The sequence below is a fragment of the Rossellomorea marisflavi genome (assembly GCF_009806575.1).
In the GTDB taxonomy this organism is placed as follows: Bacteria; Bacillota; Bacilli; order Bacillales; family Bacillaceae_B; genus Rossellomorea; species Rossellomorea marisflavi_A.
On the sequence record NZ_CP047095.1, the window covers coordinates 2,268,265 to 2,294,584 of the forward strand.

The window sequence follows — 26,320 nt, forward strand, 5'->3', positions numbered from 1 at the left end:
GAGCCCATCAATCCACAAGGAGGCTTATGCTGTGAATATGATCGATCCAGGACGTCTGCATGTCACGTACAGCCCGCCTGCATCCATTTTTGCCCCGATTGACCACAGGAGATATACTATGACTCATTCCGATTCTACGGGCGAGCTATATGTGACGATCGGCTGTGAATACGATGTGTCCGCCATCAATCCCTATATGAGGGATGAAGTACTGACAGAATGGGTGAGGGAGGATGGGCAATACCGGCTTAATGGACGCGTTTACATCTCTGGAGGGGAATTCGACCGACAGATGGCGCAGGTTCGCTACATGATCTTCAAAAGGGAGATGGGGACCGCATTAGCAGCCATCGTGAATGGTGATGCTGGATTTTTCACCTATCATCCATGGCTACTGGATGCACCGATCACGATTCATTTTGAATCGGTTTTCCCGGAGTATGATCAAATGGTTTATTTTGGAACGCCCAGACAATATGTGTGGCAATCTGAGCATAAGGATAGCTGATATCTTTATGCTTTTTTTATTGTAGTGAGAAATGGTTTTTTTTAGTATAAGAATGAACATTTTACTGTTACTGACAAAAGTGATGCTATCATAAAGCAACTATAATCAGAAAAGAATCAGCAAGTTAATGATTCAGCAAAGAATTTTTGGAACAATGAGCCATAAAGTCAACTATGTAAATAAGACTGCATAAGAAAAGATCAAGTGATATTGCTAATAGACATTATAAAGAGTAAATCCGAATTTTTATTTTGTCTCACTGAAATAAGTATACTTTTGATACGAGACATAATTAATGAATTCTACACAACTTCCTATAATAAATATTATGTAAACTAGAAAAAGCGTAACTATCTCATACCATCCATCCCCCATTTGTAATACATTATTCATTCGTTGCAGATGCCTGAGAAATGTTCAGGTAGCTTTCTTCTCAGAATAAAGTCCTGGTACTGGTAAGCCTTGTAGTCGAACTGTAAAACCTAGTTTACCATGAGCGCTACAAAAAGATTGATAAGGTCTTATTCTATTAACCAATATTTGATCAAAAAATAAATCACTATATAGATCATATAATGCGGAAAAAATGTGTACTTCCGGTTAAAACCCTGTTTCACACCAAACTTGGTCAAAACCTTAACTATTCGAAGCAAGATCCAAACACATATAAACCCTATTAGGAGCCTGATCCATAAGATTCCCACTGCGGCATTGAACCAAGGAATAAATGCTACAGCGATTGTGAACACAATAAAGTATAAAAAATCTTCCAGTGACTGCTCCTTGTTTTCTGAGTGTCGCTGTGTATCAGCCAAAATCCTCACCTCCAGTTCTCACGTGCGAAAGAATAACCATCCACAAGACTTAAAAATTTCTGATCTAATTCTTCCTGGCTTTGTCCATTTGATGACGGTATGCCTTGTTATATAGCTGCGAAAGAAACAGCCCGACCAAGGAAGCTATATAGGCGTACACCAGCATCGAAAATTCTCTGATTCCATAAAAAAATATACCAATCGCGCAGAAGGCAAAATAGGTTATGCTGAAATACTTCATAACTCTTTTCGGATCAAAATACATTCCAGCTAGAAATGTGATCATTGTTGAGGTAATCGTGGCTAACAATGAATATAAAGTAACGATATACAACACTCCACCCCCACTCCATTCACCTGTTTTAACTTGCGTGGCTTCTTACCATATAGTGTGACAATGTGAAGAAACGTCCTCTTAATTACATTCTCTTTCAACTACTATTCGTCACCCCTCTTTATTTTTCCTTTATTTGTATATTAGTCCTTCTAACCTGCATGGGTGAAAAGATATCGATAATCCTTTCCTCGAACTTGAAACTAAATCCCTTCTTCCTTCCCCTCCTCACATAAAAAGCACCAGTCGGACGACACTGGCTACGCAGTAATGTCCAACTGGTGCTATGAGATGGGATCGAGATCATCAATCAATCTGTATGTGTTTCTTCTTCGGAAATCTCGTTCACTTCCACCTTTAATTTTTTTATTCTACGATTTTCTACATCCTCTACAATGACTGTAAGCTTTTCATAAGAGAATTGGTTCCCTACTGCCGGTATTTCTCCAAACCTTTCAGCTACCCAACCACCGAGCGTGTGGTAGGTTGTCTCTGGTTCAGCCAGTTCGAAAAGGGTTGAAAATTGATCGATCGGGAATTGTGGATCAAAGCTGTAGGTGTGCTCTGAAATCTTCGTCACGAGCTGGATTTCCTCATCCTGTTCATCATAGATTTCACCAACGATTTCTTCTAGGATGTCCTCGAGCGTGATAATTCCCGTGGTCCCGCCGAATTCGTCTACCACGATGGCTAAGTGAACCTTCTCTTTCTGCAACTTCGGAAGCAACGAAGAGATCTTGGTTGTTTCAAAAACGAATTTGGGATCCCGGATCAATTCTTTTATGCTGACATCGCCGTATTTAAGCAGATGGGTGAAAAATTCCTTCTCGGAGAGAATACCGACAATCGTGTCGATGTCCCCATCATACACAGGAATCCGCGAAAATCGTTCTTCAAAGAAAAATTCCTTGATCTCCGAGATCGGTTGATTGATATCCACTGCCTTCACTTTCACACGTGGTGTGAGGACTTCAGAGACGGTAATATCATCGAATTCCATAGAGCGACTGATCAATTCACGCTCTTCAGAATCGATCACGCCTTCTTCCTGACCGATATCGAGCATCACTTTTAATTCATCTTCAGTGACTGAAGGCAATCCTTCTCCCTTGGCAAACATCCTCGAAACAAAGTCCTTCAGTTTGATGAATATAAAGTTGACAGGCGTCAAAAGTACAATCAGCAGATAAAGGATCCCGGAAATCGACAGTGAGTATCGCTCGGCATGCTCTTTCGCCAACGATTTTGGAAGGATTTCTCCAAACGTCAAAATCAAAAACGTCATTCCGAACGTACTGATCAGGATCCCTGCATTTCCCCCGATAAGGTCTGTAGCAAGTTTTGCCGAGATACTGGCAGCTGCGATATTCACGATATTGTTTCCAACGAGGATGGTAGAAAGGGCACGGTCAAAGTCTTCTGCGATCTTATAGGCTTTTTTACTCCCCTTGACTCCTTCGTCAGCAAAGTTTTTCAATCGAATTTTGTTGACACTTGAGAAGGCCGTTTCTGCTGATGAAAAAAAGGCAGAAAGCATGATCAACACAATAAGTATAACAATCGATAAAACAGGTAAATCGTCCAAAAAACGTTCACTCTCCTAATCGTTCAGTCGTTTTCATCCTCATTGGATGAACTTCAGGGCATATTATACGGTTCGGTTTCCTTCCTGTACAGTAATTTGACTACTGAAACCGCTCAGCTCATACATAGAGCATGCCACGGAATCCTCTGGCAGCATAATAGGACTCCGCTCCGTTGTGATAAACGAATACCTTGTCGTATCTGCGGTCACAGAATAAAGCTCCTCCCAGATCCCTGATATCCTGAGGAGTCTGTATCCAGCTCGACGTCTTCAGGTCAAATTCATCTAGCTTCTGAAGGGATCGATACTGCTCCTCGGTCAGCATGTGGATCCCCATGGAAGCCGCCAGATCCATGGCATTGTGCTCCGGCTTATGCTTCTTCCTCGACTCAAGTGCCTTTAGGTCATAACAGGTACTTCTCCGTCCTTTGGGGCTTTCCTTCGAACAATCGCAAAACACGTAGCTGCCCCCTCTTCTATTCCGATCACATCTGGTTCTCCCGACGTTTGCTCCATCTGATTCAATGACCATAGTTTTTCTGGTCTTTCCCTCAGGGTTTGCTCGACCTTTTCCCATTCGATTCCTTCATGTCGGTGCATATGGGTATGGAAGCGATCCTTCAATGTATTTATCAGTTTATCGCTCTCCTCATGGGAAAGGTGCTTGTCTTCATTTGTGGATGCTGTCATCATTCATTCCTCCCTTTTCATATTTTTATCCGTAAGCAGACGGTCAAGATAGGGTGTTATGTAGCTGAGATATTCATCGGTAACGCCTTTCGGGAGGTTTTGAAGTGAAAAATACCTGAGATCGATGGATTCACTTCCGTCCTTCTTCATCGTTCCCCTCACGTCACCCGCTTCGTACACCGCAGTTACAGAATATAGCTCGTCCTGATTTGCCAGTTTGAAATAGTAGTCTTCTCCTGAGTGGATTCCAAGCAGCTGCAACTGCCCGATTTCCAATCCGGTTTCTTCCCTCACTTCCCTGATTGCCGCTGCCTCCAGGCTTTCACCCAATTCCAGCAGGCCGCCAGGAAGTCCCCAGTCTCCGTCCGTTCTTTGCTGAAGAAGAATTTCCTTACGATGATTCAGAATGATCGCCACTGATCCTGCTAAGATAAGAGGCCTGTGCCTTACTAATTTTCGAAGTTCTTTGATATGGTCCATCCTCAGCCCCCTTTATAATGCTTATATTTATATATTATACTGGATAATAAAGCATTTTGGTGTCGGCCATGTCAAAGTGCCTTCATCTACTATAGAAAGGATGATCGAAATGATTGAACGGTTGGATCATGTTGTTCTGACAGTCGCAAGTATGGAAGACTCCATTCGGTTCTACACAGAGATACTGGGAATGGAGGAAATAACGTTTGGAAATGGTCGGAAAGCCTTGGCGTTTGGTGACCAGAAAATCAACTTGCACGAATACAAGCGTGAATTCGAGCCTAAAGCAGCCCATCCGACTCCCGGTAGTGCCGATTGGTGCTTCATCTCCAGTCTGGATCCAGACTCCCTCCAAAGACATCTCACCGCTCTTGGGATAGCGATCGAAGAAGGCCCCGTGACAAGAACCGGTGCCCTTGGCCCCATCTGTTCCATCTACATACGTGACCCGGACAACAACCTGCTCGAACTCTCTACCTACAAGAACGAATAGACAACATAGGGGGAATTGGACAGTCAGCAGGCTATCCTTTCATATCGAAGCAACATGCCACCTTCTGGCTTAGTCTTCCTATAACAGAACAAATGTTCCCTCCTCCGTAAAAACGGCACTTTCCCCAGTATCAGGACCTTAATTATCATTACTTATGACTTTTTTTACATTAATTTCAAATGTACTAGGGATTATGTTCTCACTAAAGGCCTTCAAATGCAAAAACTGGCCGTTCACGCCCATATCATCACGCTAGCCCATGCAGTCCCTCTCCTGAAGAGGAACCGTTCAGCTCTGTTTGTGGAAATCACCGACGGAACGGACTATGGCTACAGAGCAAACCTTTATTACAGCCTCGCTAAGGTGTTCACGATACATCTTGCCGCAGTACTTGCCACAGAGCTGGCTGATAAACCATCACCGCCCTCTCCCTCACTCCAGGCTTCCTTCGCTGTGAAGCCATGCTTGAATTGTTCGGAGTGTCGGAAGAAAACTGGCGGGAAGGTGCCTCGACCGCCCCCCACTTCCTTGCATCGCAATCCCCGTCATCTATCGGAGGAGAGATGATACTTCTTGTACTGGATCCGGAGGTATCCCGCTTCAGTGGTAAATCCCTCAGCACATGGGCGCTCTCGGACGCATATGGATACACAGACGCAGATGGCACTCGTCCACACTGGGGGAACCATTATAAGGAGCATGCGGAAGGCGGAAACGAACAGCGGTGATGTACGGGTTTACGACGCTTTATGTGTACCACAACTCCTTTTCATCTCCTGTATTCATTTCAAGATGACTCTTGCCAGGATCGCTGGATGAAATTTCAATCAATGGGGTTTAGATCTGAAAAAAGGGGTATATAAGATGTATCTTAATAAGGAGGTAATCGACATGAATAAAGATCAAGTAAAAGGAAATGTAGAACAGGATAAAGGTGAAGCTAAAAAGCAACTGGGAAAAGCAACGGATGATAAATCCCTTGAGACCAAAGGACGCATGGAAAAAGGGAAAGGAAAAGCGAAGGAAGCATATGGAGATATGAAGGAATCCTTCAAAAAATAAGCAGGCATACATAAAGGGAACTTCCATATGGAGGTTCCCTTTAGTCTGTTGATAGTAGTCCCTCCCATCCCTTTGCTGATTTCGAACATACACCTACACAAAAAAAACCGATGGACCCTGACAGGGCCATCGGTTTTTAAATCAATTTTCAGCCAGCTTGGTTGTTGCTTTCGGTTCGTTCGTCTGAGGTGCGCCCTCCGGGTCCGGAGAAGGTGTGGCACGCTTGATGAAGAAGGAAAGAATCAATGCTACACCGGCTATGAAGGTGGCAACCAGGAAGGCATCGTTGATTCCTTCAAGCATTGCCTGCATGCCGATCTGAGCTTTCATTTCGGCCATGGCTGCGGCTGTCGGCTGACCACTGGTTGCCTTCTGAAGGGCTTCAGCAGCAAGCTCTTCCCCGTGAGTCGTGGTGCGCGTTGACATGACCGTCACGAGCAAGGCCGTACCGATGGCACCTGCCACCTGATTCAGCGTATTGTTCATTGCTGTACCGTGTGGATAATAGCGGGCAGGAAGCTGGTTCAATCCGTTCGTGGATACAGGCATCATGACCATGGACATTCCAAGCATCCGCACGGAATAAAGGATGATCAAATGCGTGTACGTTGTATCAAGTGTCAATTTGCTGAATGCATAGGTTGTGACGACCGTGATGGCCAAACCTGTCATGGCAAGGATGCGTCCACCGAATTTATCGAAGAGACGACCGGTGATCGGTGACATGATCGCCATGATGATGGCACCCGGCAGCAGGAGCAGTCCGGCATCCATCGGTGAGATGCCACGAAGTGTCTGTACATAGATCGGCAGTAAGATCATACCGGAGAACAACGCCATATTGACGACCATGGCAATGGCAGAAGAAAGGGCGAACATCGGGTAGCGATACACCCTGAAGTTCAACATCGGGCGCTCCTGACGTGATTGCCTGATGATGAAGATGACAAGGGAAATCACACCGATGGCAATTGCTCCGTACACATACGGGCTATCCCAGCCTTTGTCCCCTGCAGAACTGAAGCCGTAAAGGATTCCACCGAATCCGATGCTTGATAGAAGCAATGAGAAGAGATCCAATCTCATGGCAAGCTTCTCTTTTTTATCCTTAAGTCTGAAGAATCCGATGAGCAGTACGACGATGGCAATCGGCGTGATGAAGTGGAAGAGCATCCTCCAGTCATAATGCTCGATGATCCAACCGGATAGAGTCGGACCGATTGCCGGAGCAAACATAAGGATCAAGCCGAACACACCCATCGCCGCTCCCCTCTTCTCAACCGGGAAGCTTACGAGCATGACATTCATGAGTAGCGGCATCATGATGGCAGAACCTGATGCTTGAAGCATCCTTCCGCCGAGCAGGACAGGGAAGATTTCAGCAGTCCCTGCAAGTACCGTACCTGCTGTGAAGAGCAGCATGGCTGCCAAGAACAGGCGTCGAACGGAATATTTCTGGATCAGGAATGCCGTAGCGGGAATCAAGATCCCATTCACCAGCATGAAGCCTGTAGCAAGCCATTGGACAGTGGATGGTTGTACCTCCATATCCTTCATGATGGATGGCAGCGCTATGTTCAATAGTGTATTGTTTAAAAACGTGATAAAAGCTCCTATCATTAAAATGGCAATAATTCCATATGGCGGGCGTTTACCTGTTGCATTGATTTTCTGTTCCATTTTCTCCTCCTGTACTACGGGTCTAATTTATTAGACTTCTGTTTCACAAAGTACATCATATACCACTGGTTTATAATTTGCAATCATAAAATTTCGGATTGCGTAAGGGTTTGTAGAACCCGAGTATTTGCGGTACTATTACAACTAGACAGGTAGTTTATGTATAAAGGATGATTGTATGAAAGACCGTAAGTTGCACGTGATAAAAATGTCTCATCAGCTCTTTATCGAGAAAGGATTCCTGGCCACGAGCATCCAGGATATCCTGAATTACAGCGGTATTTCCAAAGGTACATTTTACAACTATTTTTCATCTAAAAATGAATTGTTGATGGAATTGTTCAAATCCATATATATGAAGCTTGAAAAAGAACGGAATGACCTCTTGATCGGACAGAGTGCCGATGATCTCGATATCTTCATCCAACAAATCGAACTTCAGGTAGCAACGAACCGCTCGAATAAACTATTGACGTTGTTCGACGAAGTGGTCGTTCTCCATGATGAAGACCTGAAGGAATTCTTCCATCGCGGCCAGCTTCGCATGCTCCGTTGGTATTATCAGCGGTTCATTGATTTGTTCGGCGAGGAGAAGAAGACGTATTTGCTTGATTGCACGATTATGTTCATTGGTATCCTGCATCAGAACCTGAAGTATCATTCCTTTGCATTTGAAGGATCTGATGCCAATCTGCACGCCGTCGTGGAGTATAGCGTCAACCGGATCGTCCGGGTGGTGGAGGAAGCCTCTGAGTCAAGAGAGCAGCTATTCGACTATGAACTGATTGATCAATGGATGCCGGACTTCAGGGATCAGGATCCCGATTTTCAGAAGGAGCTGCATCACGTCATTCTCTCCATGAAACAGCAACCGCTTTGTGATACGCCGAGATATACAGAGCTTCTTGAATTCATTCGCGATGAAATGCTTCATCATCCGAAGCCCCGCCGCTTCCTTGTTGAGAGTGCGATGGACACATTGCGTCAGAACGACCGATTTTCCGAGGAAGCGCTGGACAAATTGAATCTTCTTATACACTCTTTTTTCGATTAACACAAAAAGCCATGCAGATTGGATCCTGCATGGCTTTCTTTATGCCAGGCTGACGAAAAAAAACGGCGTTCCCTGTCCTAATACCGTTCCATATCTGCCTGGTCCTGTGTAACAACCATAGCCTACTCCCTTTGGTGACAGGATGGGTGCACCAGGTCGTCTTGGGATGGGGGGATAGAACGTGGCAAGGGAAAATGGACCGTAGGCGTACGATGTATCTGGAGAGGTTGCCTGGCCATAATAAGGACCTTTGGATTCCATGTTGGGCATGTATTCCCTCCTCTCTCCTCCATCCTATTCACAATGGATCCCCTGCGCTTTTCATCCTGGTCACGTTCCCATAAAAAAAGCCCTGGGGCATCGTGGCTCCAAGGCGTCTATAGTTGATAATCCAATTGAAAATCCGTGAGCACTTCGATGTGACTGAATCCTTTGCATGCATCTTCATAATGCCCCTCATTCACGAGTTCAGTGAATGACACAACCGTTTTGGTGTTCGTATCGAGATTGATGCGTTTTACTTTCAAATCCATGACGTGGTATACGTAAAGATCATTTTTTTGTTCATCATATCCGAGGATCGGACCGAAATAGGCTTCTGCTTCGATGGAAGGGTGCTTGAACGGGTAATCGTGTTGGAAGTACCATTCACAAGCGGGATAATATTTGAGAGATAAAAATTCCAACTGTTCGACTTGATGATCGATGACATCCCTGGACTTTTTCCAGTCTTGATAGAGCACTTCGGCTGTGACGATGTGGTGGTTGATCAATTCGCTCAGATGGGTCATGATGAATCCCTCCAATGGATATAGTCCTTATCTTTCGTACTTTTACTATAACGGATGCGAAGCTCCTTGTGTGTAAGGATTCCATGAAGAGTTTGTAAAGATTATAAAGATGGGCCTTATTGTTGAAAAAGACCCCTTTCACATGAAAGGGGTCCATTGTCAGTTGCTTTCTTTTCTAACCTGTTTCGTCTGCTTTTCAGCATCGTCTGCATTTTCGATTTTCTTATTGACATCATTTGTATTGTCAGAGGATTTTGCACGTTCTTTTTTAAGTTCGAAGTACTTATCCATCACGCGCTTCCCGATCTTTTTATCCAAGTACGGATCCGCTACCCCGCTTGCCTGGATGTGAGAGTAAGGGATGACAACGGCATAGGACACTTCAGGGTTATCAGACGGTGCATACCCAATAATCGTTGTATTGTAGTTCAATTGACCGTTCACATACGTTTCAGCTGTCCCTGATTTACCCGACGCATCATACGGTGCACTGTTGAACTCGGTATACGCTGTTCCTCTCGGAAGATGGTACACATCGTGGAATCCAAGTTGTACATGGTTGATTTGGGCTGAAGTGGCATCTATACGATTTAACACTTTCGGCTCGTCTTCGTATACGATGGATCCCAGCCGTTTCTTATCTTCCGAGGGTTCCCTGATCTCCTTCATGACATGAGGCTCAATCCGGTACCCACCATTGGCGATTGTGGAAACATATTGAGCAAGCTGCATTGTGGTATACGTATCGAACTGGCCGATGGCATAATCCAGAAGGAAACCTGGATCCGTTGCTGTCCCTTTCAGTCCGGATGATTCACCAGGAAGGTCCAGTCCCGTCTGCACGCCCAATCCGAACTGGGCAAAGTGATTACGGAATACGTCGAATGCATGAGGATTATTGACGATCGGTTCATTCGGCACATACTCTGCACCGGCAACTCGGAGGGCCACTTTCCACATATAAGAATTGGAAGAGATCCTGAGAGCGAATCGATCATCGATCGGCATCTGCCCATATTTGTTGAACCATGAAGATTTTACGGGTGTACCTTTGATATGAAGAGGTTCATCGACCAATGTCTCACCAGGGGTGAGATTCCCCGTCATATAACCTGTCAGGACGGTGGCACCCTTAACGGCTGAACCCACTTCGTATGAAGAAGTGAACGTCCCGAGGGCCGCATCCTGCAGTTCATATTTCCCCGTCTGGCTATTTTTCACATACTGTTTTCCTGCCATGGAAAGGACTTCACCGGTATTGGGATTCATCATCACCACAAATGCCCGGTCAAGGTTCGGTGACACGTCCCTGTGGGCAACCTGCTTGGACAACTCGTCCTCAATGATCTTTTCGACTTCCCGCTGGAGGTCCATATCAATCGTCAGGACGACATCTTTACCGCTGTGGCCCGATTGCACGAGTTTGGAATCAATGACGCTTCCATTCTTCGTGATATCCTGGATCTGTTCTTTTTGTCCTTGGAGCACATCTTCATATTGCAGTTCTACGTAACTCTTCCCGACGCGGTCGTTGCGGTTGTAACCTTCGGCAAGGTACGCATCAATGAGGTTTTTCGGGAGACCTTCTTTCGATGAAGATACATTCCCAAGGATGGTCCTGAGCGTATCGTCGAATACATAAGCACGTTTCCAGTCCGTCGTGGTATTCACTCCCGGAAGTTCACTCAAGTGTTCACTGACCTTGGAGAATTCTTCTGTCGTGACGTTTTCGTTTTTGACGATTTGTGGGTTAAGGGCATATCCTCCAGCAAACTGACGATAGATCGAGATGATCTGAAGGTCTTTCTTTGTCAGGGAATCAAGTTCCTTATCCATGATGCGGTCCAACTTCATCTTGTAGACCTTATCATTCACGTCATCCGTCGACAGTTCCTCATCCGCTTGGAGCTTTTGGATCTCATTTTCAGTCACAAGAGCCTCTGCCTTCTTCGGATGCTTGGTGATCCAGTAGTCCTTTTTGTCGCGTACGGTCACACCTTTTGTATCCATCGTGATGTACTTGGATAAGTTCGTTGCCACTTCGATCATTTCGTCGATGGAGGTCGTACTTGTCCTCGTATATGTAATGGCGTTCAGTGGAACATTGTCCACAATGACATTCCCGTAACGGTCGTAAATCTTTCCGCGTGGAACACTCGTCTTGACGACAACATCTTCCGTTCGTTCCACTTCGTTCTTGTAGTTTTCACCGTGGACGATCTGGACAAAACCCAATCTCATCTCGAGCAGGGAAAACAATAAGAACACGGAAAGGAACAACAGGTTCATCCTCATGGGAACGATGCTTTTTTTCTTGGATTTCTTGCTGCTTTTTCTCACTTTCTACGACACTTCCTTCATGTGAAAAACGTAACATTATCTAGTGTATAGAAAAATTCTTTATTTTTCTACCATTAACTTTGATCAATAATAGGAATAGGAACGTTTGCATTCTTTATTAAAATGAAAAAACCGGCAGCCATAAGAGCTGCCGGGTCTCGGGGAAATCAGGAAAATACCCGATCGATGAACGCTATTTCGTTTTCTGAAAGTGTCACGTCCATTGTTTTGAGATTTCGTTCTACTTGATCCCGTCTCTTTGCACCTGGAATGAGGACATCAAGGGAGGGGCGGGAGAAATACCAAGCAAGGACGAGTTGACTGATTTCGACCCCTTTATCATCTGCCAGCTGCCTTAGCTCTTCTACTTTTTGAAGGTTGGACTTGAATGTACTGCCATGGAAGTTCGGCATATCTTTTCTCAGGTCCCCGAACGTGTCGGTCTCCTTGTATTTCCCCGTTAGAAGTCCCGCTTCAAGGGGGAAATACGGAATGAATGTGATGCCGTGTTGTTCCGTATAGGGAAGCAGCTCTTTCTCGGCGGATCGTTTCAAGAGATTATATTCAGCCTGTAGTACGTCCACATGACCGTTCTTGTTCGCTTCCTTTAGCTGTCCAATATCGAAATTGGAAACACCGATTGCCCTTATCTTTCCTTGATCCTTCATTTCTTTCAATGCACCGACCGCTTCATCCTTTGGTGTATCTTCGTCAGGAAAATGAATATAGAATAAATCGATGTAATCCGTTTGCAGACGTTTCAAAGCCTCGTCGACGGATTGTTTAAGGAATGAGGGGGAGTTGGTGATTGTGACGTTACCATCCTCATCCAACTGATGGGCGGCTTTTGTTGCAATGGTTATTTCATCCCTCTTATAGTCTTTGATGACCTCACCAACAAGTTCCTCTGACCGTTTCGGTCCATAGATAAAAGCGGTGTCAAGCAGGTTTACTCCACGATCGAGAGCAGTCCGGACGACTTTTTTTCCTTCTTCCTCATCAAGATTCGGGAACAAATTGTGCCCGCCCACTGCATTGGTTCCAAGACCTATGGGGAATACCTTTACATCTGAATGACCTAGGTTCACCTTATTTTGCATCTTGCTTCACTCCTTTGATTCAATCACTGGATGATACACTCCCCCATTTTCCCTTATCGAAGAGGAATTTAAACATATGGAATCTTTTGATTGACTATGCAAGGGGCGATTGAGTATATTTATGTAGACCAATCTCTATAATTCTTAGTAAAGGTGAGCTTTTAATGAAGACTAATCCTACGAAGCGGCTGATTCTCGAGACGGCAGCACAGCTATTTCAAAAACAGGGCTATCATGGCACCGGCATCAATCAGATCATCGAAGTGAGCGGGACACCGAAAGGCTCCCTCTATTACCATTTCCCAAACGGAAAAGAGCAGATTGCCCAAGAGGCGATCAAGCTGGTGAAAGAGCATATTGTCGAACAGACAAAAGTGGATCTTCAACAGGATAAAGATGCATCCGAAGCCTTCCAACGACATATCCTTAATATCGCTGACTTTTATGATTCTGATAACGATACGGAATGGCTGAAGATCGGGACCCTTGCGTCCGAAACAGCCGCTACGCATGAGGAGCTGCGATCAACGTGTGAACTTGCTTTCAAAGAATGGCAGGAGCTTTATGCCGAAGCGTTGACTTCAAGGGGTTACCCTGAAAGAGAGGCCATGCCCCTTGCCATCACAATCAACGCGTTGCTCGAAGGTGCCACCACCATCTCGCTGATCGCCGGAAACAGAGATACACTTCGTATCATAGCTGAACAAATACCTATCCTACTTCATAGAGAGAATTTAGTACAGGAGGACAATCACATATGAGTCATAGTCAATCGAACACCTCTTCACAGAGCGAAGGAACCTATAAGGTTCTTCCGATCCTCACATCATTCCTTATCGCCGGATTCATCGGCCTTTTCAGTGAAACGGCACTGAACATGGCATTGAGCAATTTAATCCAGGATTTCGGCATTCATGAAACAACCGCCCAATGGCTGACAACGGGTTACCTTCTCACGCTTGGGATTTTGGTACCTGTCTCTGGACTGATTCTGCAATGGTTCACGACGAGACAGCTGTTTGTCGTCTCACTGGTCTTCTCGATCATCGGGACCTTCATTGCAGCCATCGCCCCGAACTTCGGCTTCCTGATGGTGGCACGTGTCGTGCAGGCAATGGGTACCGCACTGATGCTTCCGTTGATGTTTAATACCATTCTCCTGATTGTCCCGCCACATAAGCGCGGTAAGATCATGGGGCTCATGGGACTCGTCATCATGTTTGCACCGGCGGTAGGTCCTACGCTGTCCGGCTTGATCCTTGAATCCCTGACGTGGCACTGGATCTTCTGGATTTCACTGCCATTCCTGTTGGTTGCACTGGTTTTCGGTATCTTCTTCATGCAAAATGTATCGACACCGACAAGACCAAAAATCGATATTTTATCCATCATCCTGTCCACGATCGGATTCGGTGGTGTTGTGTATGGCTTCAGTTCAGCTGGTGAAGGCGGAGGTTGGAGTGAACCTGTCGTCATCATTTCCATTGCCGCCGGAGTCATCGGGCTTATCGTCTTCTGTCTTAGACAGCGAACCATGGCTCAGCCGATGCTGAACCTGAAGACGTTCAAATACCCAATGTTCGTTGTCGGATTGCTGCTTGTTTTGATCTGCATGATGGTCATTCTGTCATCCATGATCCTGCTTCCACTATACTTGCAAACGTCACTTGCCATGACGACCTTTGCCGCTGGTCTTCTCTTATTGCCGGGTGGGATCATCAATGGATTGCTATCCCCGATCATGGGAAGCCTGTTCGACCGCTTCGGTCCTAAATGGCTAGTCATACCTGGCCTTGCCATCGTCATCGCATCACTTGCCGGTTTCTATACAGTGGACCTTGATACGTCTTCCTACTTCATTGTCGGAATGCACATCCTGCTTATGATCGGTGTATCCATGATCATGATGCCCGCCCAGACAAATGGGTTGAATCAACTGCCACCTGAGCTTTATCCTGATGGAACGGCCATCATGAACACTCTTCAACAAGTTGCCGGTGCCATCGGAACGGCTGTTGCAATCTCGATTCTTTCTTCTGGCGTGAAATCTTATTTGGAAGGCGGTGCGGATCTCTCGAATCCGTTAACCCCGCTTCTTGCATTCACATCAGGTGTACAAAATGCATTCCTGTTTGCCATTATCGCTGCGGTTGTCGGATTCATCGTCGGACTATTCGTCAAGCGGGTGAAAGTCGATCATCCTATGAGCTCTTCATAACGGAAAAGGTGCACAGACTTCATACTAAGTCGTGCACCTTTTTTATTTCATTTAACTCATCTTACCTTTTCCTTCAATTCTTCCAGATCTCCTTGTACCTTTGCCAATCTGATCGAAAGAACGATCATGTTGGCAAAGGCAACGAGTCCCGCTATGCTCATGCACAATGTGATGATGCCCAATGGGCCCATGCTTCCATCTCCTTTTCAATCAGGTTTACATCCCGCCAAGAAAGATGGAATAAATGCCCCATATCCCAACCAGGAAAGGGACCATCGACAGAACAATGATCCAAATACTACGGCGCCAAGCTCCTAACGCCATTATAATAAGTCCGATAATGAGCAGAATAAAAATGATGCTAAATGTCATCTTCTACCTCCTTGCAGATGGATAAGATGAAGGGAGTTTCATCATACTATACGGTAAGTACGATCATTCATAGGATTCAAGGAGTTGCTTTTATCATGGATACGATCATCCACAGACTGGATTTCGGAGCGACAGGGCTGTGGTTCCCCATCACCGTGAGCCTGCTTTTAGCAGTATGCATGCTGATTCAGCCGAAACGATGTCTCTCCTGGGTAGAACTTTATATCACATTCGGCGTCGTTGGATTAGCTGCCTGGCTTTCAGATGTGCTGGTCATGAGGGTCCTTGACTGGGTCGATCTAGGAGACGCCAAGATCACGGGCATCGGTGAGGTGCTTAGCTATACTCTCATTCCTGCTTCACTCGCCATTCTTTACCTGAACCTGACGACTCATGAAAAGCGTTGGAGAAATTCATTTTTATTCACACTGTTATCATTTCTCATACAGGCAGGCATGGAGTATTCCGGATATATGAAAGTGGTCTCTCCCCTCATCCTATACGTATCCCCGATCTTTTATCTGATCGTATACAGGTTCATCCTGCCCATTCACCTCCGGATCATCCGAAAGCAACACTAAACCAACGGGATCTGGTGTTTTTCAATGAGTTCCTTGAACGCAGGTCTTTCGTGACCATCACGACCGATGACATGGGAAGCCGTGACAAGGGAATTGAGGACCGCCTCCTCCGTTGCCTCCCCAACGGCTCTGAACGCAGCATCCATATCATCCTCATGAATCACCGGGATGGATAGAAACTTCCCGCTTTGAAGATGCGGAATGGTGGTGTGGGTGGAAAATCCGACCACCACCTCGCCGCTCCCCGTGGTGATGATGGATCCTGTACGGGACAAGCCGGTGATGGATCGTTTGATGATCCGGTGCAGTTGCCTTTCCGATACAGGAAGATCCGTTGCGACCACAATGATGATGGATCCTTTATCCCTTTCCTCACGTTCCTGAAGGATGGCCTTTTTCAACTTCTCCCCTACAGGATTCCCTCCTACCATAAGATCGCTTAATATCCCAAAGTTTGAGAGCACGAGTACGCCAAGGGTGTAGGTGCCGTGATCGAGGGGAATGATTCGAGAGGAAGTACCTATTCCACCTTTCAACGAATAGCAGAGCATGCCTCTTCCTGCTCCCACACTGCCTTCCTCTACTTGTTCTCCAGCTTTGTGTATGGCATCGAAAACATGTTCCTTCCGAACCACCTTGGCCCTGACATCATTCAGCAGCATATCATTGCATTCACAAACGACAGGATTCACCGTCCCTGTCGTTCTGCCAATCTCCGGATTGTTATCAAGCATGTAATCTATCAGTGCATCAGCGGCGACTCCGATGCTCAGTGTATTCGTCAGAATGATTGGCGTTTCAAGTGTGCCCAGTTCATTGATCTGGATCAACCCCATGCTTTTACCAAAGCCATTGATCACATGGGAAGAGGCTATGAGCTTGTCTTTAAAGAGAGATCCCTGATGGGGCAGGATGGCAGTGACACCGGTTTGATGTGGCCCATCATCAATGGTCGTATGTCCGACAGTCACTCCCTTTACATCGGAAATGGAGTTGTGCTTTCCCGTTCTCATTCTTCCTATTTTGACTCCGTAGTCCCTGATTCGTCTCGTCATGTCAATTTCCTCCTTGTGATTTATCCACCCAGTGTACCTCTTCCAAGCAGGAATGTTTTGACCATGGCGAAAAATTCACGTATGTAATAGTTGACCCTCACTAACCATGGCGTCGGGGCTGAGTACCCGGATGGCTCAAGTCCCACATCCCTGGCCAGCATTTTGGACCGTGCTAGATGGAAGTCATTGGTCACAATCAGGACCTTTCCCTCCGTCAGCCCTTCTTCTGCCAGCAACCGCCGGGAATACAGCATATTTTCAAATGTATTGGTGGATGATTCTTCGTATATGATCCGGCTCTCTTCGATCCCGTTTGCAACGAGATGCCGACCCATGGCCTCTGCCTCGGTGATGGATTCACCAGGCCCTTGACCTCCGGAAACTATCACAGGCAGGTCTTCCCGGACTTTCAGAATTTCTTCCGCTGTGTCCAGGCGGGATAAGAGAGTTTTCGAAGGTTCTTCTCCCTTTAAACCGGCACCAAGGATGAGCACTGCATCATAGTCTCCGGATAGATTCCCGGGTCCGTCATAGGCTTCCTTTAAGATGTATCCCTCTACCCCTGCAAACGTCACCAGAAAAATAAGATAGGCTCCACCTATCAAGCGGTAGTACCACGACCGTTTCCGTAAACGAAAAACAAACAATAGATAGATAATCAAAACATTCGCCAGTATGAACAGCAAGCCGAACGTCACACCGAAGGACAAGAACGCCACGAAAGCCCCAAGGAGGACCGGAATCAAGAAGCCTCTCTTATACTTGATTCCCGGCATCTTCATCCTTCTCTGCCGCTTTGACGCTTTTTCAATGTGTGATTGATATTATTCAAACTGATCAGAATCAGGGAGAGCATAATAAATGTCACCAGTTCCCCTGAAAAATAAGAATAGACCCCAACGATAAGCAGGATAAAGCCATACCATGTGTTACTCACGATTCATCACTCCCAAAAACACTTTTGATCCTATCCATTATTTCAAATTACTTACAATGTGACAATGCTTATTTAAAGAATGAAAACACAGAAAACACCTATTGTTATCGTGAATATTGCGATGCATCTTTTTGGTAGGAATACTGCAAACCCCTTGTGATTGAATATGGAAAGGCCTAGCCCCAAAAGATAGGAAGTCCATTCACATGAGATATTTTTGCTTGAAAGAAGAAGATGTGGAATAATAAAAGACGTCTTTTCAGCTCAGGAGTGATGAATCAAATATGAACGTAAAAAAACGAAACAACATGAAAAAATGGTTATTTTACATCGTTCTTGTTGCACTATGCGTATTATCCATCTATTTCGTCTACCATAATGAAGACTATTATGATCGATCCATTGCGGAAGTGACGGGCGTGAAAATAACCGGAACACGGGACGTCACCGACCCCAATGGGAACGAAGATCGACTGTATGAACAGGAAGTCTTTGCTACGGTGAAGAACGGTCCCGAGAAGGGAAGGAGTATTCTCCTATCCAATACGTATTCGAGGTCGAAGGCGTACGATCAAGAATACAAACCAGGCAATGACTTGTTTGTCTCGATCAACGAACAGACCGATGGGCAGGGTCAGTTAAGAGGTTCGATAGATGATGTTAAGCGTGATACATACCTCGTAATCATCGGATGGGTCTTCATTTTCCTGATGATACTTGTAGGGAAACGGCAAGGCTTATATTCTCTCGGAACCCTTTGCGTCAATGCAGTCATTCTTTCGTTCGCTCTTGATAGCTATCTGAATCATGACCGGATCGGATTGCTGGGAGTGTGCGGTCTGGCTGTGCTCCTGTTCACTTCCATCTCACTACTGTTGGTAAACGGCTTCAATCGCAAAACCTATGCAGCGGTCATTTCCACACTGGTTGCCACCTTTGTGACATTGTTGATCAGTTTCATCGTCATCAAAGCCACTGCAGCAAATGGTCTGAGATATGAGGAGATGCAGTTTCTGACCAGGCCGACCGAGACCGTGTTTATGGCTGGAATCCTTGTGGGCTGTCTAGGTGCCGTCATGGATGTGGCGATCACCCTATCTGCATCTATCTTCACCCTGTATGAAAAAAATCCTTCAATCAGTACAAAGGCTTTAAAGGAAGCGGGATTTGAAATCGGTCGGGACATCATGGGCACGATGACCAATATCATGTTCTTCGTTTATATCAGCGGTGCCATGCCCATGCTGATTCTCTACTTCAAGAATGCTTCCCCCCTTGGTTTCACCTTATCGATGAACCTCTCTTTGGAGCTTGCCCGTGCACTCACGGGAGGGATCGGTATCGTCCTGGCGATTCCCATCGGAATATTCATCTCCATCAATTTGGTTAATCGAAGGAGGGCCGTGTCATGACCGTTCAATTCATTCTGGCCGTCATTCTCTTCATACTCATGACTGTGATCGGAGGAAAAAAAGGGGCACGATCCTTTGTCGCGCTCTTCCTCAATTTCACTGTGCTCATCCTCTCGATCATCATCATGAATAACCCGGGGGCCAATCCCGTCGTAGTCACTCTCTTCGCCTCTGCATTGATCAGTTCCATCACGCTATTCTACATCAGCCGTTTTAGCACCAAGACGATAACGGCCTTCCTTGCCACCATTGTGACCACCTGCATCCTTCTCGTCGTCATCCTCCTATTTACCGATCAGGCGATGATTCAGGGGTTCGGAGAAGAAGAAATCGAAGAGCTTGCACCTTATTCTCTTTATGTAGGGGTGGACTTTGTCAAGATTGGTGCAGCCATGATCCTTATGAGCACCATTGGCGCCATCATCGATTTGACCATTGCAATAGCCTCGCCCATGCAGGAAATCAACTATCATAATCCGGATATTGATCGCCATTCTCTTTTTGCAGCAGGAATGAGTATCGGACGGGATATTCTCGGTACAAGCGCGAATACGCTCTTCTTTGCCTTCTTCGGAGGATACATGGGGCTGTTGATCTGGTTTAAGGATCTGAAGTACTCACTAGGGGATATCGTTAATTCCAAAGTGTTCAGCTCTGAAATGATCTTCATCGGCTCCTCTGCCATCGGTATGGCCCTTGCCATTCCCATCACAGCTGGCTTCACGGCTTACTTCCTTGATAAAAAGAAACAGGGCAGGAATAGAACCCTTTGATTGAAGGAGTGTTCCCAACGCATCATCTCCATAAAAAAAAAGCCCCGTATATGCACGGGGCTTTGCTATGTGTTTGAGCAAGATGTACTACCAGTATTCCCTATATAATTTGATTTAATCATACTATAGTTTGATTTTAATGCCATTTTATGACGAGTGGACATCATGCTTGATCTCTAGGATATCCAAAGCTTCTTTGACGGTTCCTGTGACTGGGAGGCTGGAAAGATCGATATCCAGGTTCAAAGCTTCAAGCACGAGCTCAGGGCGAAGTCCCGTTATAAACGTTTCGACCCCAAGTAGGCCCAATACATGATGAACTTTAAACAGCGTGTCGATCACAAGATCATCTACAGAATACATACCTGAGAAGTCGATGATCAGGTGCGTAATCTGCTGATTCCGGACTTTAACCGGAATTAAATCCAACAGGGCTACGGCTTTATCATGATCGACCTTTCCGGTCAACGGAAGGATGGCGATATCATCAAGTAGGGGAACGATGGTCGCAGATAATTCGTTGATTTCCTTGATTAACTCATTCTGCCTTAGGCTTGCTTCGCGTCTCCATCCGATATCGCGTATGTATGACTGGATCGCTTGTTTACCTGCGACGGTGACAGGATGGCAATAAAGCTCGGCTTCGACTGATGTGCCGTCCATACGATAGAGAAGTTCTACGATCACATCAGCCGGTTTGATATAGGCAGACTGTATCCGTTCTTTGATTGCCTCTCTCGATGAATCCTGGAAAATATCCAGGGGACTGAGACCGATGACTTCTTCCTTCGTTGTCCTGAAGAACGATTCTGCTGCACGATTGATATACAGGATTTGATAATCTGTATGGATGATGACAGGCTCGAGTGAATATTCGATGACCTCTCGATAGTCTATAGTAGATATGGCTTCACTCACGTTCCTCACTCCTTCTCCTCAACGATACAGGTTATCGTAAGACCACGCAAGGAAGTTCCCTCGGTTTCTCATCTTTTAATGAAGGTACTTGCTATGAAACGCGTTTCATATCGTAGTATAGATGATGGGAGGCATGAACATGTCTCCCAAGGCTCATATGAAAAGCGTGACCCTCTCTAGGGGCGTGATTGACAATATGAGCTTTCTTGTGCTTTTATGGGTTGCGAATTAATTTGTTTGAATATTATGTAAAATTATTGTATAATAGAAAAAAGGTCAAGGAGCTGATAGTCATGAAGAGGCATTTATTGAACTCACCGCAGTCTGATGAAAGCAGTATCCACTCTTTACTAGCTGAAATGATCCTGGACGAGGCTCTGCTGAATTTCCGTAAAGAGAAGATTGAACAGGAAATTGACCGTGCGCTATGTGAGAAAAACAAAGACGATTTTCTAAGATTGTGTAAAGAATTAAACGATCTCCATCGACAATATGGATATGCAATGTAGTATTTTCTAAACCATTCGTGATTGCTCTTTCTATAAATAAACGGAAAACCTCCCTGTAAATAGGGAGGTTTTCCGTTTATTTTATCTAATTGGTCATCCTCTTCCGGCTTGGAAGGAAGGATATTTCGTCATTCCACCGTCAACGAATAGTGTCACACCTGTAACATAGCTTGCCTGCTCTGAAGCGAGGAAGGCAGCTACGGATGAGACTTCTTCCGGTTTACCGATATACCCCATCGGGATCATGCTTTCAACGTCTGCACGCTGTTCAGGGTCGTTGAATTTCTCTGCATTGATTGGTGTATCCATGGCACCTGGTCCGATGTTGTTTACACGGATGCCTTTTGGAGCATATTCCAAGGCAAGTGTTTCAGTCATCAGCTTCATGCCGCCTTTACTTGCAGCATAGTGAACGAATAACGGCCATGGGATCATTTCATGAACCGAAGACATATTGATGACATTTCCCTTGATGTCGTTTTCAACCCAGTACTTGATGGCTTCTCGGCTGCCAAGGAATGCTCCGGTCAGGTTAGTATCGATGACCGCCTGCCAGTTATCCAATGATAGCTCGTGTGATGGCACTGGATTTTCGAAGCCCGCGTTATTGATCATGATATCCAGTGTACCAAATTCTTTGACGGCTGTTTGGACAAGGTTGATCACGTCCGCTTCTTTTGAGACATCACCATGAACGATGATGGCTTGGCCCCCCGCTTCTTCCACTTCTTTTTTAACTTCAAGGGCTTCTTCTTCCTTACTGCGGTAGTTGATCACAACTTTTGATTGCTCTTGTCCAAAACGAACGGCCATCGCACGACCCAACCCTTTGGATGCACCTGTAATAACGACAACTTTATCTTTTAAATCTTGATACATACTATTTCCCTCCTGTTGTTGGTTTCCTCTTTGATTGTTATTTACCAAAAGAACGTTCTTTAGTCACCTTAATGAACGCTTCATCTCCTGCACGATTGCGTGCCTCAAGGGATTGAACGGCATCTTGTCCAGCAGCGTAGCGTAACCGGTCCGTGCCATCGGTGGCTGCTTCAAAAACAACCTCCGCAATGGTGAGAGGTTCACTCGATTCGATATTGGAAACGAACCGCTCCTGGAAGGTTTCCATTCCAGGGTCATAATCCCTTATGGTCTTTGATGAGGTTTTCTCCAATGATCGACCATCAAAATCAGTGGCCACTCCCCCTGGTTCAATAAGTTTTGTCTTGATACCGAGCTGGCTCAATTCAAAATACAGGGATTCGGTAAAGCCTTCTATCGCCCACTTGGTGGAATGATACAAACTTAAATAGGGGAATGCAACTCTTCCGCCCAGGGAAGAAACATTGATGAACATCCCGTCTCTATTCTTCCTGAAATGTGGAAGAAACGCTTTTGTGACTTCAAAGAGCCCGAACACATTGACCTCGAATTGCCTCCTAATCTGAGAATCCTCGGCAAGTTCGAACGGGCCCATCAGTCCGAACCCTGCATTATTCAGTACTGCGTCCACTTTTGGATAGTCGGATAGAATTTGATCTCTGGCTGCCTCGATGCTGCCAGGATCCGTTACATCCAGCCGGTATAAGTGTATATTCCCGTTTTTCCTAAGTTCAATCTCTTTTTCCGGAGTTCGCATGGTGGCCGCCACATTCCAGCCATTTTCAGCAAAGTGGAGGGCAGTCGCCTTTCCGATTCCTGATGAAGCACCGGTTATTACAATGGTTTTGGCTGTCATAAGATCACCTCATTTTTATTTCCAGAAGGTTACATCATTAACAGGCAAGCGGTAAGAAGGATACCCTTCATCAGCTGCTTTACCCATTGAAATGAGCATGATCGGCACGTAGCGATCTTTATCGAGTCCGAATTCTTCAGCGATGATCTCTTTTTCATATCCACCGATCGGATTTGTGTCGTATCCGTGAGCGCGTGCCACGAGCATCAGCTGCATGGAGACAAGTCCAGCATCGATCAGTACTACATCGCGTAAATCATTCTCAAGTTGGTTATCATAATGAGCTTTGATTTTCCCAAGCTGCATATCTTTGATTTCCTGAGGCATATATCCGAGCTCCACCGCTTTGTCATAAATGACATCGGCGTTCTCGATATTTTTCATATCACCGAAGACAGCGACCACGGCTGCCGAAGTGTCTACTTGTTCTTTGTTGAATCGTGCCATACGAGACAGCTTTTCTTTTCCTTCCGGAGTATCGACTACCATGAATCTCCATGGCTGCATGTTAACAGAAGAAGGTGCACGAGTAGCTTCCGTAAGGATCTGCTCCATTTCTTCACGACTGATCTTCACTTCCGGGTCATACCTCTTGATGGAGCGGCGGTTTAAAACAATATCGTTGAAATCATTTGGTTTCATGTGTGATGTTCCTTTCTTGGTTGAGAGTAAATTCCACAATTGATTGATGGGTCAATAATTGATACATCAAACACTATAAAACATTTAAGCATTCAATGCAAGGGAAGAGCTCAAATGAAAATATTCCCCTGATTTCAAGGATATTTCATATCATTCCCCTTCAATCGTTGATACGTCAATTAATATAAACCATCATGGATTGCATTTCAAGTGATGTGTTTCACAAACATTTCAAAGGTGCTTTTAGTATTCCCCTGTCATTGATTCATATCAAACCACACAAACATTCTTTCTTAGATGGTAAAATAGGGAACTGAACACTAGGAAAAGGAGCCCTGAATCATGAAAAAGATCATAATTGGAGGATCTGCCTCCTTAGTAGGCATTGGCATCGCAGTCGGTACCTACCTGTTCGAAACAGCTCCCTCTCCCCGCTTGCCATCAAAAATGGAAACGCCTCAGCAGCAGAAATCGCTTCCAGAAAACGGCGATACACTTCAACCGATTGGATCAAATGGTCCTATTGGTTACGCCCTATCCGGTGAGCTCCAAATCACCTATGATGACGGAGAGCATTGGTCCCGCGTACCTATCGGAATTGAAACCCTTTTTGCCGGGGAATACAATGGACAGGAGAACGAGCTGATCGAACACAGCTTTTTCCTATCTGATGATCGCGCTGCCTTTCTGTATGTAGAAGGAGCGGACGATCAACGTGTAAAGCTGCTTTATTCCCTTGACCAGGGAGATACATGGAAAGATGCAGATATAGGCAGGATGACAGCTCCCCGCTCCAGGAAAGTGGATTTCCTCAATGAAAATGACGGCTATGTAGTGTATACCGGCGAGAGGACCATGTCCTCAGAAGCAACGAAGGTATTTATGACGCATGACAGTGGAGAAACATGGACGGAGGTGTCTCACCCGGATCACTATCGCCTGCTGTACGACGGGAATTTCATTGACGAGAATACCGGTTTTTTATCTTATGGGATCCTAAATCCAGAAGAACCCGACCTTTATGTCACCCAAGATGGGGGACAATCCTGGGTATCAGCGAGTATTGAGATACCTGATGAGTACGATCTCATCTTTACCACTGCTGAAACTCCCTATGTAGAAGGGACTGACTTGGTTCTGTTGGTAAATCAGGGATCTAGCGGCGATTACAAAGGGGGGAAAGTGAAAGGAAAATTCATATCTAAGGATAATGGTCTCTCTTGGTCTTTCCAAAACGAGGTGGATGCAGATGAATAAAGGTAAGCTGGTTATGGGATGGTGTTGTTTTGCCTTTTCGGTTATTCTCTTCCTATTCCAAGGACTTTACCTGATCCTCCGCTTAAGATGGGGGGTTGAATATGCAGACGAACGACTCTTCTATCTCCTCACCACTTTTATCGTGGTCTATGCCACTGTGGCCCTTCTTCTCCTGATGGATTTGAAAAGAAATGGAAAGGCGTTTCTTTTGGGGATTGCGACCATATTCATCCTTTTGCAAGGGGTCCTTTTATTCCGTCACATGAAGGATGTCAGGGAATTTGTTTCCCACTCACCGGACTGGAAGACATACTTGGTGTTGAAACAAGATCGTCTTACGGGTAAGACCGTCTATTACAGACCCTATTATGGCCCATTTGTCCAAGGGAAGGAAACGCTCCCTTTTTCAATGAAAGGAGATGCAAAGATAAAATGGATTCAAGATGATATTGTCGCAGCAACCTACCATTCAGAAGATGGTTCCATTCATCAATTCATCGGCACTTACGGAGATCGCGGTCAAGGGTCCTCCTACACGAATGTGGCATTATCCTTTCCCGGAACATGGAAAGGGGGAGATCTTACCCTTACAAGCACGACTGATGGTCTTATCCTCCAGCGTGATCATGAAGTTGAACGCTATACATGGGAGAATATCGTGCAGTTCGGTACCCTGGCAGTCGTATTGACTGAGAATGACGAAGCGCAGTGGACGATCGCCCTCGGTGAGGATTTCATCAGCCACGAGAATGACCCTGACCCCCCTGCCGGCTCCATCTACCTGTACGAGGCAACGGATGAGAATAATGAACCGGTTCCCCTCACTTTATCTTTTCCTTGATCCGTTGCATATGAATGGATGATTTTTTATTTGGAAAAGCTAATTAGCCATAGCTCTTTTCCTAACCCCATAAAGGTGAAGTTTCCTTTCACCTTTATGGGGTGTTTATCTCTGCAGTATGAGGAATGTTCATTCTTT

The 26,320-nt window shown here is 45.5% G+C and carries 28 protein-coding genes and 1 pseudogene; 13 read left to right on the forward strand and 16 right to left on the reverse strand.

Going from position 1 to position 26,320, the window contains the following annotated elements; translation table 11 throughout:
* The first annotated feature begins 37 nt into the window (after nucleotides 1–37).
* Complete coding sequence (locus D5E69_RS11750; protein ID WP_231593157.1) at nucleotides 38–508, forward strand: staygreen family protein; 471 nt, start codon at nucleotides 38–40, stop codon at nucleotides 506–508.
* Between the two features lie 1,459 nt (nucleotides 509–1,967).
* On the opposite strand, the gene D5E69_RS11755 is transcribed toward D5E69_RS11750, so the two are convergent.
* The 3 genes and pseudogenes from D5E69_RS11755 to D5E69_RS11765 form a co-directional block, all read right to left on the reverse strand.
* Nucleotides 1,968–3,242, reverse strand: coding sequence for a hemolysin family protein (locus D5E69_RS11755; protein ID WP_159129691.1), 1,275 nt, complete (start codon nucleotides 3,240–3,242; stop codon nucleotides 1,968–1,970).
* A gap of 118 nt (nucleotides 3,243–3,360) precedes the next feature.
* Nucleotides 3,361–3,935, reverse strand: a pseudogene (locus D5E69_RS11760) (DUF4256 domain-containing protein).
* Nucleotides 3,936–4,412, reverse strand: coding sequence for an NUDIX hydrolase (locus D5E69_RS11765; RefSeq protein ID WP_159129692.1), 477 nt, complete (start codon nucleotides 4,410–4,412; stop codon nucleotides 3,936–3,938).
* Between the two features lie 109 nt (nucleotides 4,413–4,521).
* Between D5E69_RS11765 and D5E69_RS11770 the strand changes: the two genes are divergently transcribed.
* The 3 genes from D5E69_RS11770 (at nucleotide 4,522) to D5E69_RS11780 (ending at nucleotide 5,967) form a co-directional block, all read left to right on the forward strand.
* On the forward strand, nucleotides 4,522–4,905 hold the full coding sequence (locus D5E69_RS11770) for a VOC family protein (RefSeq protein ID WP_159129693.1): 384 nt from the start codon (nucleotides 4,522–4,524) through the stop codon (nucleotides 4,903–4,905).
* Nucleotides 4,906–5,366: 461 nt separating this feature from the next.
* Nucleotides 5,367–5,633 (forward strand): SDR family oxidoreductase, encoded by a 267-nt coding sequence (locus tag D5E69_RS11775; RefSeq protein ID WP_213085544.1) that lies wholly within the window; start codon nucleotides 5,367–5,369, stop codon nucleotides 5,631–5,633.
* A 163-nt stretch (nucleotides 5,634–5,796) separates the two neighbouring features.
* On the forward strand, nucleotides 5,797–5,967 hold the full coding sequence (locus D5E69_RS11780) for a CsbD family protein (RefSeq protein ID WP_048003874.1): 171 nt from the start codon (nucleotides 5,797–5,799) through the stop codon (nucleotides 5,965–5,967).
* A gap of 141 nt (nucleotides 5,968–6,108) precedes the next feature.
* On the opposite strand, the gene D5E69_RS11785 is transcribed toward D5E69_RS11780, so the two are convergent.
* Complete coding sequence (locus D5E69_RS11785; RefSeq protein WP_048003672.1) at nucleotides 6,109–7,647, reverse strand: DHA2 family efflux MFS transporter permease subunit; 1,539 nt, start codon at nucleotides 7,645–7,647, stop codon at nucleotides 6,109–6,111.
* A gap of 208 nt (nucleotides 7,648–7,855) precedes the next feature.
* Here D5E69_RS11785 and D5E69_RS11790 point away from each other — a divergent pair, with 208 nt between their 5' ends.
* Nucleotides 7,856–8,701 carry a TetR/AcrR family transcriptional regulator gene (locus D5E69_RS11790; RefSeq protein ID WP_231578754.1) on the forward strand — a complete coding sequence of 282 codons (846 nt, stop codon included), beginning with the start codon at nucleotides 7,856–7,858 and terminating at the stop codon, nucleotides 8,699–8,701.
* Between the two features lie 39 nt (nucleotides 8,702–8,740).
* Here the strand turns inward: D5E69_RS11790 and D5E69_RS11795 are convergent, their stop codons facing one another.
* The 4 genes from D5E69_RS11795 to D5E69_RS11810 form a co-directional block, all read right to left on the reverse strand.
* The gene (locus tag D5E69_RS11795; RefSeq protein WP_048003674.1) at nucleotides 8,741–8,971 is read right to left on the reverse strand and encodes a hypothetical protein; all 231 of its coding nucleotides are present in this window, start codon (nucleotides 8,969–8,971) and stop codon (nucleotides 8,741–8,743) included.
* Between the two features lie 107 nt (nucleotides 8,972–9,078).
* Nucleotides 9,079–9,492, reverse strand: a complete 414-nt coding sequence (locus D5E69_RS11800) for a hypothetical protein (protein ID WP_048003675.1) — start codon at nucleotides 9,490–9,492, stop codon at nucleotides 9,079–9,081.
* A gap of 159 nt (nucleotides 9,493–9,651) precedes the next feature.
* Nucleotides 9,652–11,787: a peptidoglycan D,D-transpeptidase FtsI family protein gene (locus D5E69_RS11805; RefSeq protein WP_159129695.1), complete on the reverse strand. Its 2,136-nt coding sequence runs from the start codon at nucleotides 11,785–11,787 to the stop codon at nucleotides 9,652–9,654.
* A gap of 212 nt (nucleotides 11,788–11,999) precedes the next feature.
* The gene (locus tag D5E69_RS11810) at nucleotides 12,000–12,932 is read right to left on the reverse strand and encodes an aldo/keto reductase (protein ID WP_159129696.1); all 933 of its coding nucleotides are present in this window, start codon (nucleotides 12,930–12,932) and stop codon (nucleotides 12,000–12,002) included.
* A 164-nt stretch (nucleotides 12,933–13,096) separates the two neighbouring features.
* On the opposite strand from D5E69_RS11810, the gene D5E69_RS11815 reads away from it, so the two are divergent.
* Nucleotides 13,097–13,693 (forward strand): TetR/AcrR family transcriptional regulator, encoded by a 597-nt coding sequence (locus tag D5E69_RS11815; RefSeq protein WP_159129697.1) that lies wholly within the window; start codon nucleotides 13,097–13,099, stop codon nucleotides 13,691–13,693.
* A complete protein-coding gene (locus D5E69_RS11820; RefSeq protein ID WP_048003678.1) occupies nucleotides 13,690–15,150 on the forward strand; it encodes a DHA2 family efflux MFS transporter permease subunit in 1,461 nt (486 codons plus the stop codon). The genes D5E69_RS11815 and D5E69_RS11820 overlap by 4 nt, the downstream gene beginning before the upstream one ends.
* 56 nt (nucleotides 15,151–15,206) lie before the next feature.
* Here the strand turns inward: D5E69_RS11820 and D5E69_RS23830 are convergent, their stop codons facing one another.
* Nucleotides 15,207–15,341 carry a hypothetical protein gene (locus D5E69_RS23830; RefSeq protein ID WP_262370498.1) on the reverse strand — a complete coding sequence of 45 codons (135 nt, stop codon included), beginning with the start codon at nucleotides 15,339–15,341 and terminating at the stop codon, nucleotides 15,207–15,209.
* A 276-nt stretch (nucleotides 15,342–15,617) separates the two neighbouring features.
* On the opposite strand from D5E69_RS23830, the gene D5E69_RS11825 reads away from it, so the two are divergent.
* Nucleotides 15,618–16,103, forward strand: coding sequence for a hypothetical protein (locus tag D5E69_RS11825; protein ID WP_082824355.1), 486 nt, complete (start codon nucleotides 15,618–15,620; stop codon nucleotides 16,101–16,103).
* Here D5E69_RS11825 and D5E69_RS11830 read toward each other — a convergent pair.
* From D5E69_RS11830 to D5E69_RS23390, 3 genes are read right to left on the reverse strand one after another with little or no spacing between them, the layout of a single operon-like run.
* A complete protein-coding gene (locus D5E69_RS11830; RefSeq protein WP_063191546.1) occupies nucleotides 16,100–17,158 on the reverse strand; it encodes a DmpA family aminopeptidase in 1,059 nt (352 codons plus the stop codon). The genes D5E69_RS11825 and D5E69_RS11830 overlap by 4 nt on opposite strands.
* A gap of 20 nt (nucleotides 17,159–17,178) precedes the next feature.
* On the reverse strand, nucleotides 17,179–17,940 hold the full coding sequence (locus D5E69_RS11835) for a YdcF family protein (RefSeq protein ID WP_159129698.1): 762 nt from the start codon (nucleotides 17,938–17,940) through the stop codon (nucleotides 17,179–17,181).
* A complete protein-coding gene (locus D5E69_RS23390) occupies nucleotides 17,937–18,095 on the reverse strand; it encodes a hypothetical protein (protein ID WP_187427058.1) in 159 nt (52 codons plus the stop codon). Before D5E69_RS23390 ends, D5E69_RS11835 begins: the two co-directional genes overlap by 4 nt.
* 308 nt (nucleotides 18,096–18,403) lie before the next feature.
* Here D5E69_RS23390 and D5E69_RS11840 point away from each other — a divergent pair, with 308 nt between their 5' ends.
* A complete protein-coding gene (locus D5E69_RS11840) occupies nucleotides 18,404–19,507 on the forward strand; it encodes a YibE/F family protein (protein WP_231888750.1) in 1,104 nt (367 codons plus the stop codon).
* Nucleotides 19,504–20,280, forward strand: coding sequence for a YibE/F family protein (locus D5E69_RS11845; RefSeq protein ID WP_159129699.1), 777 nt, complete (start codon nucleotides 19,504–19,506; stop codon nucleotides 20,278–20,280). Before D5E69_RS11840 ends, D5E69_RS11845 begins: the two co-directional genes overlap by 4 nt.
* A 147-nt stretch (nucleotides 20,281–20,427) precedes the next feature.
* On the opposite strand, the gene D5E69_RS11850 is transcribed toward D5E69_RS11845, so the two are convergent.
* Entirely contained in the window at nucleotides 20,428–21,198 is a 771-nt protein-coding gene (locus tag D5E69_RS11850) for a PAS domain S-box protein (protein WP_048003683.1), read from the reverse strand.
* Between the two features lie 293 nt (nucleotides 21,199–21,491).
* Between D5E69_RS11850 and D5E69_RS11855 the strand changes: the two genes are divergently transcribed.
* Nucleotides 21,492–21,707 (forward strand): IDEAL domain-containing protein, encoded by a 216-nt coding sequence (locus D5E69_RS11855; RefSeq protein WP_048003684.1) that lies wholly within the window; start codon nucleotides 21,492–21,494, stop codon nucleotides 21,705–21,707.
* Nucleotides 21,708–21,800: 93 nt separating this feature from the next.
* On the opposite strand, the gene D5E69_RS11860 is transcribed toward D5E69_RS11855, so the two are convergent.
* The 3 genes from D5E69_RS11860 to D5E69_RS11870 are packed head-to-tail and all read right to left on the reverse strand — an operon-like array spanning nucleotide 21,801 to nucleotide 24,084.
* On the reverse strand, nucleotides 21,801–22,586 hold the full coding sequence (locus tag D5E69_RS11860) for a glucose 1-dehydrogenase (protein WP_048003685.1): 786 nt from the start codon (nucleotides 22,584–22,586) through the stop codon (nucleotides 21,801–21,803).
* 37 nt (nucleotides 22,587–22,623) lie between these two features.
* The gene (locus D5E69_RS11865) at nucleotides 22,624–23,442 is read right to left on the reverse strand and encodes an SDR family oxidoreductase (protein ID WP_148795164.1); all 819 of its coding nucleotides are present in this window, start codon (nucleotides 23,440–23,442) and stop codon (nucleotides 22,624–22,626) included.
* A 15-nt stretch (nucleotides 23,443–23,457) separates the two neighbouring features.
* Entirely contained in the window at nucleotides 23,458–24,084 is a 627-nt protein-coding gene (locus D5E69_RS11870) for a nitroreductase family protein (protein ID WP_048003687.1), read from the reverse strand.
* Between the two features lie 342 nt (nucleotides 24,085–24,426).
* Between D5E69_RS11870 and D5E69_RS11875 the strand changes: the two genes are divergently transcribed.
* Nucleotides 24,427–25,341, forward strand: coding sequence for a WD40/YVTN/BNR-like repeat-containing protein (locus tag D5E69_RS11875; protein WP_159129700.1), 915 nt, complete (start codon nucleotides 24,427–24,429; stop codon nucleotides 25,339–25,341).
* The gene (locus tag D5E69_RS11880) at nucleotides 25,334–26,182 is read left to right on the forward strand and encodes a hypothetical protein (protein WP_159129701.1); all 849 of its coding nucleotides are present in this window, start codon (nucleotides 25,334–25,336) and stop codon (nucleotides 26,180–26,182) included. Before D5E69_RS11875 ends, D5E69_RS11880 begins: the two co-directional genes overlap by 8 nt.
* The last annotated feature ends 138 nt before the right edge of the window (nucleotides 26,183–26,320 follow it).